16 protein-coding genes are annotated in these 16,895 nt (G+C 59.2%); 14 read left to right on the top strand and 2 right to left on the bottom strand.

Translation table 11 applies throughout. The features are described from left to right. Nucleotides 1–33 precede the first annotated feature (33 nt). From BMZ66_RS00460 to BMZ66_RS00440, 6 genes are all read left to right on the top strand, one after another. Nucleotides 34–861, top strand: coding sequence for an FkbM family methyltransferase (locus BMZ66_RS00460; protein WP_092668044.1), 828 nt, complete (start codon nt 34–36; stop codon nt 859–861). 591 nt (nt 862–1,452) lie between these two features. Beyond that, complete coding sequence (locus tag BMZ66_RS25920) at nt 1,453–1,917, top strand: glycosyl-4,4'-diaponeurosporenoate acyltransferase CrtO family protein (RefSeq protein WP_092668043.1); 465 nt, start codon at nt 1,453–1,455, stop codon at nt 1,915–1,917. A 176-nt stretch (nt 1,918–2,093) separates the two neighbouring features. After that, entirely contained in the window at nt 2,094–3,200 is a 1,107-nt protein-coding gene (locus BMZ66_RS00450) for an AMP-binding protein (RefSeq protein ID WP_092668042.1), read from the top strand. Nucleotides 3,201–3,406: 206 nt separating this feature from the next. Next, nucleotides 3,407–5,503: a dipeptidyl-peptidase 3 family protein gene (locus BMZ66_RS00445; protein ID WP_092668041.1), complete on the top strand. Its 2,097-nt coding sequence runs from the start codon at nt 3,407–3,409 to the stop codon at nt 5,501–5,503. Between the two features lie 4 nt (nt 5,504–5,507). After that, nucleotides 5,508–5,678, top strand: a complete 171-nt coding sequence (locus BMZ66_RS25430; protein WP_177204532.1) for a hypothetical protein — start codon at nt 5,508–5,510, stop codon at nt 5,676–5,678. 160 nt (nt 5,679–5,838) lie between these two features. Further along, entirely contained in the window at nt 5,839–6,708 is an 870-nt protein-coding gene (locus tag BMZ66_RS00440) for a DUF481 domain-containing protein (protein WP_143079993.1), read from the top strand. 50 nt (nt 6,709–6,758) lie between these two features. Here the strand turns inward: BMZ66_RS00440 and BMZ66_RS00435 are convergent, their stop codons facing one another. Next, nucleotides 6,759–7,448: a hypothetical protein gene (locus tag BMZ66_RS00435; protein ID WP_143079992.1), complete on the bottom strand. Its 690-nt coding sequence runs from the start codon at nt 7,446–7,448 to the stop codon at nt 6,759–6,761. A 156-nt stretch (nt 7,449–7,604) separates the two neighbouring features. Between BMZ66_RS00435 and BMZ66_RS00430 the strand changes: the two genes are divergently transcribed. The 8 genes from BMZ66_RS00430 to BMZ66_RS00395 all read left to right on the top strand — a co-directional run bounded on the left by BMZ66_RS00430 (nt 7,605) and on the right by BMZ66_RS00395 (nt 15,900). Beyond that, nucleotides 7,605–8,054 (top strand): ABA4-like family protein, encoded by a 450-nt coding sequence (locus BMZ66_RS00430; RefSeq protein WP_092668038.1) that lies wholly within the window; start codon nt 7,605–7,607, stop codon nt 8,052–8,054. 25 nt (nt 8,055–8,079) lie between these two features. Beyond that, nucleotides 8,080–8,964, top strand: coding sequence for a hypothetical protein (locus BMZ66_RS00425; RefSeq protein WP_092668037.1), 885 nt, complete (start codon nt 8,080–8,082; stop codon nt 8,962–8,964). Nucleotides 8,965–9,033: 69 nt separating this feature from the next. Further along, nucleotides 9,034–9,552, top strand: coding sequence for a DUF2867 domain-containing protein (locus tag BMZ66_RS00420; RefSeq protein WP_092668036.1), 519 nt, complete (start codon nt 9,034–9,036; stop codon nt 9,550–9,552). 25 nt (nt 9,553–9,577) lie between these two features. Continuing rightward, nucleotides 9,578–10,609: a sensor histidine kinase gene (locus BMZ66_RS00415; protein WP_092668035.1), complete on the top strand. Its 1,032-nt coding sequence runs from the start codon at nt 9,578–9,580 to the stop codon at nt 10,607–10,609. Between the two features lie 36 nt (nt 10,610–10,645). Continuing rightward, nucleotides 10,646–11,101 carry a DoxX family protein gene (locus tag BMZ66_RS00410; protein WP_092668034.1) on the top strand — a complete coding sequence of 152 codons (456 nt, stop codon included), beginning with the start codon at nt 10,646–10,648 and terminating at the stop codon, nt 11,099–11,101. 105 nt (nt 11,102–11,206) lie between these two features. After that, complete coding sequence (locus tag BMZ66_RS00405; protein ID WP_092668033.1) at nt 11,207–12,013, top strand: LytR/AlgR family response regulator transcription factor; 807 nt, start codon at nt 11,207–11,209, stop codon at nt 12,011–12,013. A 350-nt stretch (nt 12,014–12,363) separates the two neighbouring features. Next, on the top strand, nt 12,364–14,847 hold the full coding sequence (locus tag BMZ66_RS00400; RefSeq protein WP_092668032.1) for a TonB-dependent receptor domain-containing protein: 2,484 nt from the start codon (nt 12,364–12,366) through the stop codon (nt 14,845–14,847). Between the two features lie 336 nt (nt 14,848–15,183). Beyond that, a complete protein-coding gene (locus BMZ66_RS00395) occupies nt 15,184–15,900 on the top strand; it encodes an outer membrane beta-barrel protein (protein WP_143079991.1) in 717 nt (238 codons plus the stop codon). Nucleotides 15,901–15,938: 38 nt separating this feature from the next. On the opposite strand, the gene BMZ66_RS00390 is transcribed toward BMZ66_RS00395, so the two are convergent. Then, entirely contained in the window at nt 15,939–16,754 is an 816-nt protein-coding gene (locus BMZ66_RS00390) for a LytR/AlgR family response regulator transcription factor (protein ID WP_092668030.1), read from the bottom strand. Between the last annotated feature and the right edge of the window lie 141 nt (nt 16,755–16,895).

Genomic DNA, 16,895 nt, shown 5'->3' with positions numbered 1-16,895 from the left:
CGGAATTTGCAACTCCAATAATTCACAAGTCTTATGTTTAATTACCTCATCAATTCCTTCAGAAGGAAGCTCGCGCGCCGCGTTACCCAAAAGCACCCGACGGAGATTAATATTTTTGAGGTAGCCGGCATTGGCAAAATCAAATTTGCCAATTGGAACAACCCGCTGGTAGAGAAGAAAATCATTTCCAACGATACAACGGATTTCTTCAAGAAATTTCTGTCGCCCGGGGATTTTTCTATTGACATCGGCGCCAACATCGGCCACACCACCGTGCAAATGTCGCTGGCCAGCGGCGCCAAGGGCCTTACCCTCGGCTTTGACCCGAACCCGTACGTGTATGAAATCCTATCGGAAAATGCGGGCTTGAATCCGGAACACACTAGAATAGACGCCTTAAATCTCGCTATTTCGGAGGAGGATAATGAATTCTTTTATAATTCATCGGAAGCTTCCTTTAACAAAGGTGGAATTTCTTTGGAGAGCGATAACAAGCACGGGAAATACGCGCTGAGCACCAAAGTTAAAGGGGTGAATTTGGAGCAATTTCTGGAAAAAGAATATCCTGACTACCTGGGAAGACTGAAGCTAATTAAGATTGACACTGAGGGCTACGATAAAGAAATTATTCGGTCGATTTCGGGCCTGCTGAAGAAGTATAAGCCGGTGGTAATCACTGAATGCTTCGGCAAGAATAAGCCCGAGGAAAAATACGAGCAGTTCGAACTGCTCAAGGAATTGGGGTATTCGATGTACTACTTCGCCGATTTCAATACCAACGCGGAGATTGTGCCAATAACGAGTAAGGAAGACATGTTGAAGTGGAAACACTTTGACTTTTATGCTATTGCCAACGGGTAGGGTTTCTTAATGAGCATAGCTGCTTCCCTTCCTACCTCCCTCCTGCTCAACGGCCGCGAATTTTAGCACGACGCCATTCGGCAATACCCCGCACAACTCGATGCGCCCGTGAATGGCGACGCGAGACCAAGGTGCTGAATTTTGTGCGGCAGTGGCTGACCGGCACCCAGGAATTTACCCTCACCATTTCATAAGCGGCGTTTACGTTGCAGGGGCAGAAGCGGGGCCATAGCTTGCCATTCCAGGTCAGTAAGCGGTTGATAGCCGTCAACCATAAAGCGTCCGGGAGCCTAGGAAACCCGGCCGCAACTTACTGACTCGTTTTTTTCCCCGACTGCAATTCTCCATTACGCTCTCAAAAAAGAAAGAAAGTGGTAGGACGGCTCACGCCTCTGTGCGTTATCAGAGCTTTTGCTAGCACAGGCGAACTTTAGTAGTCATTGTTACTATAACTTATATCTTGAGTTTTTGTGGTGGCGACTGTCAATACTGTTGCTTCTCTACCAAGCTAATGACCTGGGTTGTGTACTTCATGACGTTGTTAATCTGCAATTTACATCAACCCACATGTTAGCTACAATTTGAAAAACCATGGTGTACAGATACCTGACATACGGAATTTCAATAACAGTTATCTCTTGGATAGTTGGAATGATAATAAATACGGTTGTCAGAAAAACAGCCTTTTATAACACAGAATTATCAAACCTAAACTTTGTCAAAAATGGCAAGCTGAACAAATTTATTGGAATTGGAATTTTCAAATGGATTGTAAAGTATACGCTTTTTAAATTTTTCAACCAAAAACTGAAACTTAAAAATAAAATTAGCCAGGCCGAACTAATTAATTTACGAAATGAAATGACGATTTCTGAAATAGACCATTTAATTGGATTTGGCTTCGTCGCTATTTTTGCTTTAGTAAAGGCTTTTAATTCCAATTACTTATTTGGTCTGGTTATTATAATGGTTAACACACTAATGAATTTGTATCCATCTTTATTACAGCAGGAAAACAAAAGGCGAATCGACAAACTGATGAGAAACTATAGCTAACGCTGGTTTGGCAGTATGGTGGCTGATTACTTCTTATGAAACATTTGCGCAAGGCTCAACAGTAGCAATTTATTAGACTTAAGTGCTAGTAATCCACCACATCACCAAGCGGAGAGCAGTTATCTAAAAGCGTATCCCGCTACTAACAAAACATGCCGGGCAGCTAGCTTTGCCCCATGCCTGCATCCCTGCCCACCTCCCTCCTTCTCAACGGCCGCGAATTCGCCTACGCTGCTATCCGAAAATACCCGGCACAGCTCGATGTGCCCGTGAACGGCTACGAGGCCAAGGTGCTGGATTTTGTGCGGCAGTGGCTGACCGGCACCCAGGAATTTACCCTCACCACTTCGGGCTCGACCGGCACGCCGCAGCCCATCGTACTGAAGCGGCGGCAGCTGGAAGCGTCGGCAGCCCGCACCGGCGACTTCTTTGACCTGGGGCCGGGCGACCGGGCGCTGGTGTGTTTGAACTGCGAATACATTGGCGGCCTGATGATGCTGGTGCGCGGCCTGGAGCGCAACATGCACCTCACCATAGTGGAGCCGCAGGGCAACCCGTTTGATATGGTGGCGACCGATGCCGAGTTTGACTTCGCTGCCTTTGTGCCCCTGCAGCTGCGGACCATGCTCGCGGCAGGTCAGGCGCCGCGCCTCAACCAGATACGTGCCCTACTGGTGGGCGGCGCTACTGTGGACAGCACGCTGGCCAAGGAAATACAAGCGCTGCGCGTACCGGTGTACCATACTTATGGCATGACCGAAACGGTGTCGCACATTGCCCTGCGCCGGCTCAATGGCCCTGAAGCCACCAGCAGCTACCGCGTGCTCACGGGCATTGCGGCCGGACTGGACGAGCGCGGCTGCCTGACCCTGCGCGGCGACGTGACTGACGACCAACTGGTGGTGACCAACGACCAAGTGAATCTGCTCGATGCTCACACGTTTGAGTGGCTGGGCCGGGCCGATTTTGTCATCAACTCGGGTGGGGTGAAAGTGCAGGCCGAGAAAGTAGAGCTAGTGCTGGATGTGGCTCTGGCGGAGCTGGGCGAGTCGCGCCGCTGCTTTGTGGCCGGCCAGCCCGATGAGCGGCTGGGCGAACAGGTTACAGCTTTTGTGGAGGGAGAGCCTCTTGATACGAAAGCTGAAAAGCAGCTTCAAACCCTGCTGGCTGAGCGGCTGGAAAAGTACGAGCGGCCCCGGCAGTTGGTGTATGTGATGGCGTTTGAGGCTACGGCCAATGGCAAGCTGGACCAGGCCAGTACCTTACGCAAGGCTAGCAAATAGAACGATGTAGAGACGCATAATTGCGTCTCGGCGTCCGCGCCGTCAGGGATTGGCCGTCAGGGATTGGCCGTCAGGGATTGATTTAGTGGGCATCTTCTTAACGCTAGTCGTTCACCGACGAGACGCAATTATGCGTCTCTACATCGTTCTGCTGCTTCGGAAACTGGCTTAGCTTTGCTGCTCTTTTTCCCACCTATTTTCTTTTTATGAAACGACTGGCTTTGCCCGCAGCGCTGCTGCTGGGTTCCTTGTCTCTGATGCAATGCTCCGGCAACAAAACAGATGCTGAAGGCACCGCAACTACCACCGCCAGCACCGATACGGGCGACTTTAAAGTAGTGAGCGAGCAATTCGCTGACTTGCGCATGCTGCGCTACCAAGTGCCAGGCTTCGAGGCGCTACCGGCCAAACAGAAGGAGCTGCTTTACTACCTCTACGAAGCGGGGCTGAGCGGGCGCGACATTATTTACGACCAGAACTACAAGCACAACCTGCGAGTGCGGCGCACCTTGGAGGCCCTTTACCCCGCCAATCAGCAGAACCTAAACGGCGGCGACAAGGCCGACGAGGCCAAGAAATTCGACGTGTACGCCAAGCGTGTGTGGTTCTCCAACGGCATTCACCACCACTACTCCACGCGCAAGATGCTGCCGGATTGCAGCCCCGACTACTTTGCCGGCCTAGTGCGCGCCGCCGACGCCAAAACCCTGCCCCTGCAGCCCAACGAAACCGTCGACCAGTTTCTAGCCGCCATCACGCCCATCATCTTCGACCCCAAAGTGGCGGCGAAGCAGGTGAACCAAGAAGCCGGCGCCGACTTGCTGAAAACCTCGGCCACCAACTTTTACGAGGGCGTAAGCCAGGCCGAAGCCGAGGCTTTTTACGCCAAGAGAATCGACAAAAACGACCAGCAGCCTATTTCCTACGGCCTGAACTCGAAGCTGGTGAAGAACAGCGCGGGCCAGCTCGAGGAGCGGGTTTGGAGCGCGCAGGGCATGTATGGCCCGGCCATCAAGAAGATTATCTTCTGGCTGGAAAAGGCCTTGGCCGTGACCGAAACGGCTGAGCAAAAAGAGGCGCTGAGCAAGCTCATCAGCTACTACAAGACTGGCAGCCTCAAAACCTGGGACGAGTACAACATTGCCTGGGTGAAGGACACGCAGTCGCTGGTGGACGTAGTGAACGGCTTTATTGAAGTGTACGACGACCCGTTGGGCTACCGCGCCAGCTACGAGTCGGTGGTGTCGTTCAAGGACTTGGAGGCCACCAAGCGCATCAAGGCTATTGGCGACCAGGCCCAGTGGTTTGAGGACAACTCCACCATTCTGCCCCAGCACAAGAAGAAAAACGTGGTCGGCATCACGGCCAAGGTGATTACGACGGTGATTGAAGCCGGCGACGCGGCCCCGGCCACGCCCATCGGCATCAACCTGCCCAACGCCACCTGGATTCGGGCCAAGCACGGCTCGAAGTCGGTGAACCTGGGCAACATCGTGGAAGCCTACGACCTGGCCAACGCCAGCTCGGGCATGCTCGACGAATTTGCCCTGACCGATGCCGAGCGCACCCGCGCCCGCCAGTACGGCGCGCTGGCCGGCAAGCTGCACACCGACATGCACGAAGTAATTGGCCACGCCTCGGGCCAGATAAACCCCGGCGTGGGCACCACCAAGGAAACCCTAAAAAGCTACGCCTCGGCCATTGAAGAAGGCCGTGCCGACCTGGTGGCGCTGTATTACTTGCCCGACCCCAAGCTGCAGGAAATCGGCGTGACCAAATCGGCCGACGTGGCCAAGGCGGAGTACGATGGCTACCTGCGCGGCGGCCTCATGACCCAGCTTACCCGCCTGCAGCCCGGCGAAAACGTGGAAGAAGCCCACATGCGCAACCGCCAGATGGTGGCCAAGTGGGTGTATGAAAAGGGTAAAAAGGACAACGTGGTGGAGATGGTAAAGCAGAACGGCAAGACCTACGTTCGCATCAACGACTACGACAAGCTGCGCGGGCTATTCGGCCAGCTGCTTAAGGAGCTACAGCGCGTGACGAGCGAAGGCGACTACACCGCTGCCAAAAACCTCATCGAAACCTACGGCGTGCAAGTCGACCAGGCCCTGCACAAAGAGGTATTGGAGCGCTACAAAAAGCTCAACATCGCGCCTTACCAAGGCTTCATCCAGCCCCGCCTGGTGCCGACCATGAACGACGGCAAAGTGACGGACGTGAAGCTGGAATACCCGACTGACTTCGCCAAGCAAATGCTGGAGTACGGGCAGAAGTACAGCCTCTTGCCGAACTACAATTAAAGTCGTGTTAGATGATACCCTGCCGGTCATGCTGAGCTTGCCGAAGCATCTCTACCGCTTCGTTGAATCAGCATTGATTACTTCCGAGGTAGAGATGCTTCGACAAGCTCAGCATGACCGTTCTTTTTGGGTGGCTGATTTTCCTGATGATTTAAAGGCAAAATCACACGGTTAAAATCATTTTTTTGAAAGCGGCGCTCCCGATTTGGGGGCGCCGCTTTTGCGTTCGCCCCCTGGCATTTACTGCCTGCTGCGAGCGGCAAAGCGCCCCCGAAAGCCCGGACCAAGCCCGCCGCCGCGAAGACATTTTACCCGGCAGAACCGTTGTTTGTGGGGTGAAAAGATTCTTCCCAGTGCTAGCAACGGCCTTTATGCTGGTGGGCACCCGCACAGTCGGCCACGCCCAAACCGTACCCGACTCTACTTCCCGCTCAGCCGCAGCGGTGCCCGCCGACACGGCTGCCGCTCCCGTGGTGGCCCCCACGGCGGGCGCCGCCGGCAGTGTGCCGGCCACCGAATTTGAAACCTACAACGCCAGCGGCCGGGGCCTGCGCTACACCGCCGCCCTCACCGGCCTCTACACCACGGGCACCGTGGAACGCGTGTTTTTCACCACCAGCCACACGGCCAACTTTGCGTTTCGGGGCGGGCGCTGGCGGCTGCCGGTGGGCGCCAATTTCAGCTACGGGCGGCAAGATGCGCGGCTACGTGAGCGCGAAGGGTTGCTGCTGCTAACGCCGTCTTACCAGCGGGGCCGTTTCCGGGGCTATGCCCTGAGCGAGGCGGGCTTCAGCAACCTGCGGGCCATAGAGCGGCGCCTGGTGCATGGCCTCGGGGCGGGCTACGACCTCTACACCGATTCGCTGCGCAACGAAATCAACGTGAGCTACCTGCTGCTGTACGAGGATACGCGCTACCTCACCGACCTGCACCGGCAGGTGCTGCGCCACTCGGCCCGCGTGAAAAGCAAGTTTACCTGGGGCGTGGTCGCGTTCAATGCGCTGGTGTTCTACCAGCCTTCCGTGCGCGCCCCCACCACCGACTACCGCATCAACGGCACGGCTTCGCTGGCCGTGAGCCTTACGCAGCGGTTGGCCTTCACCACGGCGTATACTTACTCCTATGAGAGCATCAGCGTAGCGGGCCGCAGCCCGGCCAATGGCAACTTGTCGGCGGGCCTGGCCTACGCCACTGGTGGAAAGTGATTTCCGACAAGCCCATCGGAGTCAGCAGACAGGTGACAACTGGCCAATAGTTAATCCCGCAGGCCATCTTGCGAAAACAGCCGCTCTTTGCCCCGAACTACCTGCAGCAAGTCGCCGAGAAAAAGCTTGGCGCGGACGTAAAAAACTGGCCCGTTGAGTTCCTTCTGCACCGACAGGGGCACAAAGATGGGCTGCCGCCACCCCGCTCCTGCCCCCACCCCAGCCCAGCGAAACACGCGCACGTGCCCGGTGAACGAGGGCTCTACTACTCCCAAAAACTCGCGGGGCGTCCGGGTGAAAGCGCCTTCCTCGGTGGTGTAGGCTACCTGCGCCGAGCCCAGGCCCAGCTGCAGCTGCGTGCTGAGCTCCCACCGCCGGTTTTCGAGCAGCACGTACTCGCCGTAGCCGGCCAGGTAGCGAAAGCGCAGCTCGGCGGGCGCGTCTTCGTCGGCATTGTCGGGGCGGGGCTGGCGGGTGGGCACGCCGGTGCTCAGGAAGTAGATGGCCCCGCCCATGCGCATGCGGTTCTTGAGCTCAACGCCCAGCTTCAACCCGTTGATGGTGGTCAACTTATAGTTGATGATGGAATAGCGGGAGTCGTAGACCACCACCACGCGGGTGCGTTCGAGGCGCGGCACCGCACGGCGGCCTACTGAGTCGGCCGGAGCCTGGGTTTGGGCCCAGCCCAGTCCTGGCATCAGCGCCAAACTCAATAACACAAGGCGCAATAACGGGGGCATAAAAGGTAAAGAGCTAAAGCAAGCAACTGGAGGGAGGACGTTTCACCGGGCCATTTACTGTACTTCACCCCACGGCTTTGCGGCTTCGGCCCTAAAGGCCTGGCCCCAGATACGGCAGACAGCTAGCTTTGGACCCATACCCACCCCTAAAAGTTTATGCTGACCCCGGATTCTCTCTTTCAAGTAGCCAACCAAGTGGCCTTTTGGGGCTGGGTGCTGCTGCTGGTGGCCCCGCGCTGGCGCGGCACCCGGGCCGTGGTGCTCAGTGGAGCGCTGCCCCTGCTGCTGGCGGCAACCTACGTGGTGCTCATTGGCTACCAAACGTTGGCCCACCCGGCCCCGGGCGCCGGTTTCGGCTCGCTGGCCCAGGTGGCGGCACTGTTCCGCGAGCCGTGGTCACTGCTGGCCGGCTGGGTGCACTACCTGTGCTTCGACATGGCTGTGGGGGCCTGGGAAGCGCGCGATGCCCACCGCCGCGGCATGCCGCACCTGGTGCTGATTCCGTGCCTGGCGGCCACGTTCATGCTGGGACCGCTGGGGCTGCTGCTCTATTGCGGCCTGCGCCGACGGTGGCAGCTGGCCCCGGCGATGCCCGCCCATGCCTGATTTGCAACTCTTAAACCCGACAACCATGGACACTCTGATGCTACCTTCCTCCCAGGCTGCGGCGACTCCAGCGGCCGCGCAACTACCCAACGGCACCACTGCGGGTTCTTGGCTGGAGCGGGCCCGCGTAGCCCTGCGCGTGCTGCACCGCGCCAACCCGGCGCTGTCGTGGACGGGCTGGCTGAATGTGGGCTTGCTGCTAGTGGCGCTGGTGCTGCTGCCCCTCGACCAGCGCTCCGTGACCGGCGCTCTTGTGTGGGTGAAGCCCATCAAGTTCTGCCTGTCGGTCATCGCCTTCGTCTGGACACTGGGATGGCTGCTAGCCGACCTGCCAGGTGCCACCCAGCGTGCCGTGAGCCGGCTGAGCTTGGGCGTAGCGGTGAGCATGATAGTAGAGCAAGTGGTGATTTTTATCCAGGCAGCACGCGGCACATCCTCGCACTTCAACTATTCCTCGATTTTCGACGGCGCATTGTTTCAGGTGATGGGCATCTTCATCATGCTAAATACCGTGCTCACGATGTGGGCGGTGTACCTGGTGTGGCGGTATCGGCCGCACGGCCCGGCTGGCTACGTGTGGGGCGTGCGCCTGGGGCTGCTGCTGTTTCTCGTCGGCAGCGTGCTGGGCGGCATGATGATACACCTCAACCAACACACCGTGGGTGCCCCCGATGGCGGCCCCGGCCTGCCGGGCATTGGCTGGAGCACGCGGGCCGGCGACTTGCGCATTGCTCACTTCATTGGTTTGCACGCGCTGCAAGTGGTGCCGCTGCTGGGTTGGTGGCTGTCGGGCTTGGTGCCGAGCCGCGCCGCGCTGCTGACGTGGCTGGGGGCGCTGGCTTATGCCTGCTTGGTGGTGGTGCTTTTTGCAAAGGCCATGGCGGGCGTGCCGCTGTGGGCCGGGCAGTAGGGCTGAAAACTGCTTTACAACGCAGTCTTCTTCGCCTCACCCCTTGGTACGTGCTACTTATGCTTACTCATGACCACATCAGCTATTCATACCACCAGCCTTATCCGGCAGGCTTTGCCCCAGGTTGATTTCCTGGACGCCTACTGCCTGGACCTACCCCCAGGCAGCCAGCTAACGGCGAGTGAGGCGGCCCAAGCGTGCCTTCAGCAAGCGCCGGCCTGGGTGCTTTGGCTAATGCGGCTGCGCAATGCGTTGGTAAAGAAGCTGAGCCTGGCCACTACTCTGCCGCCCGGCATGCAGCTTCTGCACCGGCCGTTGGAGCCCGGCGACTTTGTAGGGCCGTTCCGGACATTCGCCGCCAGCCCTACCGAAGTGCTGCTGGGCCTGAACGACCGGCACCTCGACTTCCGGGTGTCCGTGCTGGTAGCTCAGGAGCCGGACGCCACGCGGGTTTTTATGAGCACGGCGGTGCAGTATCATAACCTGGCGGGCCGCCTGTACTTTGCGGTGGTGCGGCCGTTTCATGCGGCGGTAGTGCCCGCCATGCTGCGGGCCGGCCGGGCCCGGCTGCTGGGCCGGGTACTTTAGCCATTCGATTCACTAACGTGTTTTCATGAACGAGCGCCGCCTCCTACTTATTGGTATCCCGGTTATTGCAACCCTGGCCATGCTCATGCGCGGCGTGAGCGAGCTGCCCATGCTGCCTACCCTCGTGGTCAGTTGGCTGATTTCAGTGGTTTATACCATCATATTTTGGCTGAGCAACCGGGCGCTTTGGTTTGCCCTGATTCGGCGTTTCCCCAACGTTGAGCAAACGACCCAGCGCCTGTGGCGCTTGGCTCTGGTCAGCCTGGCCATTGGGGCCGTGGCCACGCTGCTATTGGGCGAGGGCTTACACTGGATATTCTACCAGCAGCACATTCGCGCCGACCAATTCTGGCAGGAGCTGGCGATGAACATGGTGCCCACCCTGGTGGTGCTGCTGATTTACGAAAGTCGCCACTTTTTCGAGCAGTGGAAAACCAACCTGCAGCGCGCCGAGCAGCTGGCGCGGGCCGGCACCCAGGCCCAGCTCGACGCCCTGCAAAGCCAGCTCGACCCGCACTTTCTGTTCAATAATCTCAACACACTTTCGGCCCTCATTGAGCCCGGCAACGCGCCGGCCCAGCAATTTGTGGAGCAGCTAGCCGATGTGTACCGCTACGTGCTGCAAGCTCAGGGCCGCGCCACGGTCTCGCTGGCCGAGGAGCTGGCTTTCGTAGAAACCTACCTGGGGCTGCACAAAGCCCGATTTCGGCAAAACCTGGTGGTGGAAATGAACGTGCCACCCGCTGCGCTGGCCCGCCAAGTAGCGCCGCTCAGCATACAGCTGCTGGTAGAAAATGCGCTCAAGCACAACGTGGCCTCGGGCGAGCACCCGCTGCGCCTGCGCCTGTGGGCCGACGAAACCGCTGACGCTTTGCTGGTAGAAAACACGCTCCGGCCCCGCACCGCCGGGCTGGCCCCCGGCACGGGCACCGGCCTCGAAAACGTGCGCCGCCGCTATGCGCTGCTCGGGGCGGCCCAGCCGGTAGAGGCCAGCAGCACGGCCGGGCTTTTCACGGTTCGGCTGCCGCTGCTGCCAGCTACTGGGGCAGCAGCCTAGACTCGCGAGCTATTCCTCGCCCTTGCACCCTTTGTTATGAAACCACTAATTGTATTGCTGGCTGCCTTCGGGTTGATATTCGGCGCAACGTATTTGCTTCGAGGCAGCCCCAACTTTCTGCTAGCTGGCAACGGCGCCATGGCGGCCATGCTGCTCTTCACTGGCGCCGGCCACTTCGCTTTTGCCCAGGGCATGGCCCAAATGCTCCCCGCCTGGCTGCCCTACCGCCGGGGCTGGGTGTACGTTACCGGCGTACTCGAAATAGCGGCCGCCATCGGGTTGCTCTGGCCAGTTACCCGGGCCATTACGGGTTGGGCGCTGCTGATTTTTTTCGTGGCCGTGCTGCCCGCCAACATCAACGCCGCCCGCCAGCACCTCGACTACCAACGCGGCGATGCTACCGGGCCGGGCCCGCGCTACCTATGGTTTCGCGTGCCGCTACAGCTGCTCTTTTTGGCCTGGACCTGGTATTTTGCCCTCTACCGTTATTAGTTGTCCGTTGTTAGTTGATTGCGCTTGGGTCCAATCAATTGGTTTTCAATTACCAATCAGAATTTCTCAGCAACACTGGAAAAGGACAACAGACAACTATCTGCTATGAACATCCTCCTGCTCGAAGACGAGTACCCCGCCGCCGAACGCCTGCAGCGCTTGCTGGCCCAGGCCTCCCCCGAGGCGCAGGTAGTGGCCGTGCTCGACACCGTGAGCAGCACCCTGACTTGGCTTGCCAACAACCCGACGCCAGACCTAATTCTCAGCGATATTCAACTGGCCGACGGCCTAAGCCTGGAAGTATGGGAACAGGCCGTGGTGCCCAGCCCAGTTATTTTCACCACGGCCTACGATGCCTACGCCATCCGGGCCTTCCAGGCCAACAGCGTGGCCTACCTGCTAAAGCCTGTGAAGCTGGCTGAGCTGCAAGCGGCCCTGGCCAAGCTGCGCCAGTGGCCGGTGGCGCGCCCCGAGGCAGCCAGCAGCCTACCCGAAACCACACACACCGCTACTGATTCATCCATGAATCTGGAGCGTTTGCTCGATGCCCTTCCCCGCCTTGGCAAGCCGCACAAAAGCCGATTTCTGGTGCGGCAGGGCGAGCAGCTGTTGCCCCTCCCCGCGGCTGAAGCAGCGTGGTTTCAAAGCCGAAACGGCGTCACCACCCTCGTGGCTGCCGATGGCCGCCGCTTCGTGGTCGACTACACTCTAGAGCAGCTCGAAGCCCTGCTCGACCCCGCGCTTTTCCTGCGCCTCAACCGCCAGGTAATTGCCCAAATCTCGGCCGTGCGCCGCCTGCAGCCCTATTTCAGCGGTAAGATGGCCGTGGACCTGCACCCTGCCGCCAGCGAAGAAGTGCTGGTGAGCCGCGAAAAGACCGGTGCCGTCAAGGCCTGGCTGGAAGGCAACTAAGGCAGCCTAAGCAGTAATCAGCTGGTTTCTATTGCGAATCAGGCTGGAGAATTGACCCCGAAAAAAAGTTTGGGAAATTCTGTAACGTTTGGAAAGTCGCGCGGTATCCACTTCCAAACACCCTACTCACCTTTTTCTGCAAGTAAAGTTGCTGGCCTCCTGAGGCCGCCGGAGCAGGCTAGTCGCTAGCCTGCTCCGGCTTGGAGGTTCGGATTCGCCACCCCTCTCCCCCTTTTCGAAATCACCCTTTGCGCTACGCCCTCCGGGCCGGAACGGGACTCGCCATGCCCTTTTTCAGCGCTACTGCCAGCTGGCCTTTCTCAGTCTTTTTATCTGCTCACCAAGACCTTATGCTTCACTCCTACATCTTAAAAAGCGCTGGTTTTCATTGCAGAAGAACCAGTATCCGGTCGGCCACTTTTTTGCTGGCCGCCTTCCTGCTCACGGCTTTCACCACGTTTGCCCAAACTGCTGCGGTCACGGGCACCTTGCGCAATGGCGCCGGGGGTGGCATCGAGTTTGCGACCATCACGCTGCACCGGGCCACCGATTCGTCGGTGGTGAAAACGGAGTTCAGCGACGCGCAAGGCGGCTTCCGCCTCGAGCATCCGGCCGGAGGGCGCTACCGGGTTTCGGCCTCGCAGGTGGGCTACGTGCGCTTTTGGAGCGAGGCGTTTGAGCTGCCCGCCGCAGGACTAAAGCTCCCTGCATTTACCCTGCAAACCAGCGCCGCCACGGCTCTGAAAGAAGTAACCGTGGTGGGCCAGAAGCCGCTATTTGAGCGCCTGGCCGACCGCACGGTGGTGAACGTGGAGGGTTCGACATTGGCCTCCGGCAATACCTCGCTTGACGTGCTGACCCGCTCCCCGGGCGTGACCGTGGACGGCAGCGACAACCTGGCCCTGCGCGGCCGCACTGGCCTGCTGGTGCTCATCGACGGCAAGCGCCAGCCCATGACCGGCACCGAGCTGGCCGACTACCTGCGCGCCCTGCCCGCCGACCAACTCAAGAGCATCGAGCTGATTACCAACCCACCCGCCAAATACGACGCCCAGGGCAACGCCGGCATCATCGCCATCAACCTGAAAAAGGACCAGCGCATGGGCACCAACGGCACCACGAACCTGAGCTACGGGCGCAGCGTGTACGGCAAGCTGAGCACGAGCATGTCCTTGAACCACCGCCAGGAAAAAGTCAACGTGTTTTCGTCGGCTACTTACGGCAACCGCAAGGGCTTCAACATCCGCAATACCTACCGCTACTTCTACGAAACGCAGGACGGCCGCCCTGTGCTCACCGGCACCAGCGACCAGCGCAACCGCATGGTTTCCAAAGACCATTTCCTGATATGGAAGGTGGGCACCGATTATAACCTCTCGAAAAATACGGTGGTGGGCGGCGTGCTCACCGGGTTTTCCGTGCCCCGGCCCCTGCCAAATGGGGCGGGCGTGAACACCAGCGTGTTTTACGATGCCAACGGCCAGGTAGATGATGCCTACACGGCCCTGAGCTTCGGCCAGGGCAACAACCCCAACATCACGGGCAACCTCAATTTTAAGCACACGTTTGGCGAGGGCACCGGCCGGCCCGAGCTCACGGCCGACGTGGACTACGCCCGCTACTCCACGCACCGCACCCAAAGCCAGACCATCTTCCCCGAGCCGAACCTGATGGGCCCTACGCTGGCCAGCGACCAGCGCAGCGAGCTCACCATTCAGGCCATGAAAGCCGACTTCACGCGGAACATTGACCCGAAAACGCGCTTCGAAGCGGGCGCCAAAGCCAGCCGCGTCTTTGCTGACAACGACATCCGGTTTGAGAACACCCGCGAGGGCGTCACCACCCTCGACCGCAACCTAAGCAACCGCTTCCGCTACGACGAAGTCATCACCGCGGCCTACGTCAACCTCAACAAAACCATCGACAAGCTGAACGTGCAGGCCGGCCTGCGCGGCGAGCAAACCCACGCCACCGGCCAGCAGGTAGTGACCAGCGAGAATTTCCAGCGCGACTACTACCAGCTGTTTCCCAGCGCCGCCCTGAAGTACACTTTAAGCGACCAGCACGAAACATCGCTCTCGCTGAGCCGGCGCATCAACCGCCCCTCTTACCGCCAGCTCAACCCCTTCCGCTTCATCATCGACCCAGCCACCTCCGGCAAGGGCAACCCCAACCTGCTGCCCCAAACCAGCTACAACATGGAGGTGAACTACACCTTCCGGCAGAAGTACACCGGCGGCATCAGCTACAGCGTCACCCAGGACCCCATTACGGACGTGGCCTTCCCCGAAACCGAAACCACCACCGTTTCGACCGACGTCAACCTGGACCGGCAGCAGTACGTGGCGCTCACGCTCACGGCGCCCGTCACCGTGGGCAAGTGGCTGAGCATGTACAACAACGCCGTGCTCTACTACATCCACTTCGAAGGCAACCTCGCCGGTACTTCCCTCCGGGCCGGGCAGCCCACCCTCAACCTGAGCAGCAACAGCACCTTCACCCTGGGCAAGGGCTGGGGCGCCGAGCTCAACGGCTGGTACTATTCGCGTCAGCGGGTCGGCTTCTTCGATTTCCGGGACATGGGCCAGCTCAGCGTCGGCATCAAAAAAGAGGTGTGGGACCGCAAAGGCACGCTCAAGCTCGCCGTGACCGACATTCTCTACACCACGCCGCTAAACGCCGTTTCCATCTATAACAACTACCAGCAGGACCTGTACCTGCGCCGCGATTCCCGAGTGGCCACCCTCTCGTTCGCGTGGCGCTTCGGTAACGATAAATTGACCAACAAAACCCGCACCACAGGCGCCGAGGAGGAGCGCCGCCGGGCCCAGTAGGTGGAGAGAGGCAAGTGAAGAGATGATGAGCAACCAGCCCGTCATGCAGAGCGCAGCGAAGCATGACGCATGTTGTAGTGAATCAATTGTTCAACGAACCACGCGAGATGCTTCGCTGCGCTCTGCATGACGTGCTGTTATCTTGTTTCCCGCATATCAAGTCACCTTTTGAAGCCGTTCGCTTTCTCGCGGCTCACCGTTACTTACCTAAGCATCGGGCACCTGTGCAGAGGTATGGAATGAAATAGATTTAACAAGATTCTGCCAGCGCCTTGCAACGCTTTGCTCACTCCGGGCACCTTACTGGCAACCTTGTTTCATTTTTCCTTCTACTCCATGCGCCTACCCCAACTTGCCCTCGGCGGCCTGCTCCTGGCAGCTGCCCTCCCCGCCCTCGCCCAAACCACCCCCGAAACGACGGCTACTCCCCGCTTTTATGTGGGCCTGGGGGCTTACAACAGCTATTACCAGCAGATTGGCAACCAATTGCTGAGCCAAGACGGCAGCTTCCGGATGCCAGTACAACTCACGGCTGGCTACCTGCTGCGGCCACGCCTAACCTTACAGCTAGGCGTAGCCTACAGCGGCAGCACCGCTCGCTACGGCCAGAGCACGCAATTCATAGGCGGGGCAGCCGGCCCAAACTCAAGCTACTACACCCTTGATGGCGACTATACCCAGCGCCAAACATCGGTGTCGGGGCTGGCCCGCTACACCCTCACGGCCAACCCTTCTCGCCGGTTGCAGTTTGATGCGCTCGGAGGCTTCACCTTGGAGAGCCGCAACATCCATAGCCGTGGCACCCAAACCACGTACATTACGGGCAGCCCCACCAACGCGTCTGACTTTGCTTTCCGCAGAACACAGAACACCCTGTTGGCCACTGGAGGCGTGGGCGTTCGCTACCGCGTGAGCTCCCGCTTCGAACTGACCTACGATTTTCTCGTCAGCAAAGCGCTTACTGGCCAGCAGTATGAAGGTCTCAACAATCCCAACAAGGACGTTTTCACGGGTAGCCAGGCCCTGGGGCTGCGTTACCGGTTTGGGCGGTAGCGCTGGCTCAGCGATGGGGGCGTTGACGGCGGCGCCCCTTACCTATCCAGCCAGCTCTTGAACACGTTCACCTTCTCGCGGCTCACCAGAACCTGAGCATCGGGCGCTACGGGTTTGAGCACGGTTTGCAAGCGGGAGTTGGTGTAGTGAATGATGTCCTGAATGGCAGTCTGCTGGGCCAGATACGCCCGGTTGAGGCGGAAGAACCGGCGCGGGTCGAGCAGGCCTTCCAACTGGTCCATGGTGTAGTCGACCACGAATTTGCGGCCTTCGGTGGTTTGCAGGAATGTGGCTTTTTCGAGGCTGAAGAAGTAGGCAATCTGGTCGATGGGTACCACTTTCAGGTGTTCACCCACGCGCACCACAAACTGCGTTTTGTAGCTAGCGGCGGGCGTGGCCGTGCCCGGCAGGGTTTGCTGCATCTGCTGCACCAGCTGGGCCAGCAGCGACGGGTCAAACGCCGGGGCTGCGGCGGTGGACTGGGCCGCGGGCATTCGCTCGCGTAGCTTGTGCAGGGCGGCGGTTAGCTCCTCCTCATCGATGGGTTTGAGGAGGTAGTCCACGCTGTTCACCTTGAAGGCTTGCAGCGCATACTGGTCGTAGGCAGTGGTGAAAATGACCGGGCAGCGCACCTCCGTCAGTTCAAAAATATCGAAGCTGAGGCCGTCGGCCAGGTGAATGTCGAGGAACAGCACGTCCGGCGCGGGCTGCACGCTGGCGAGCAGCGCCACGGCCTGCGTCACCGATTCGGCTGTGCCGAGCACCTGCACGGGTTCGGGCTGGCGGGCTAGCATGTCGGCCAGGCGGCGGGCGGCCAGGGGTTCGTCTTCAACGATGAGGGCGCGGAGGGGCATGTTTTAAGGGAGCAGAAAATGGGGAGAAAGAGGGGCAGAAAAAAGGCGATAAGAACGGTTATGCCGAGCGCAGCCAAGGCATCTCGCTCGGCGGAACCTCACCCCCCGCCCCTCTCCCGCGGAGAGGGGAGCCATGGCGGT

Origin of the sequence: Hymenobacter arizonensis (genome assembly GCF_900115775.1) — a bacterium.
GTDB classification, from domain to species: Bacteria; Bacteroidota; Bacteroidia; order Cytophagales; family Hymenobacteraceae; genus Hymenobacter; species Hymenobacter arizonensis.
The sequence above is the reverse complement of the archived record's forward strand: the minus strand, read 5'-3'. Positions and strand labels throughout refer to the sequence as shown.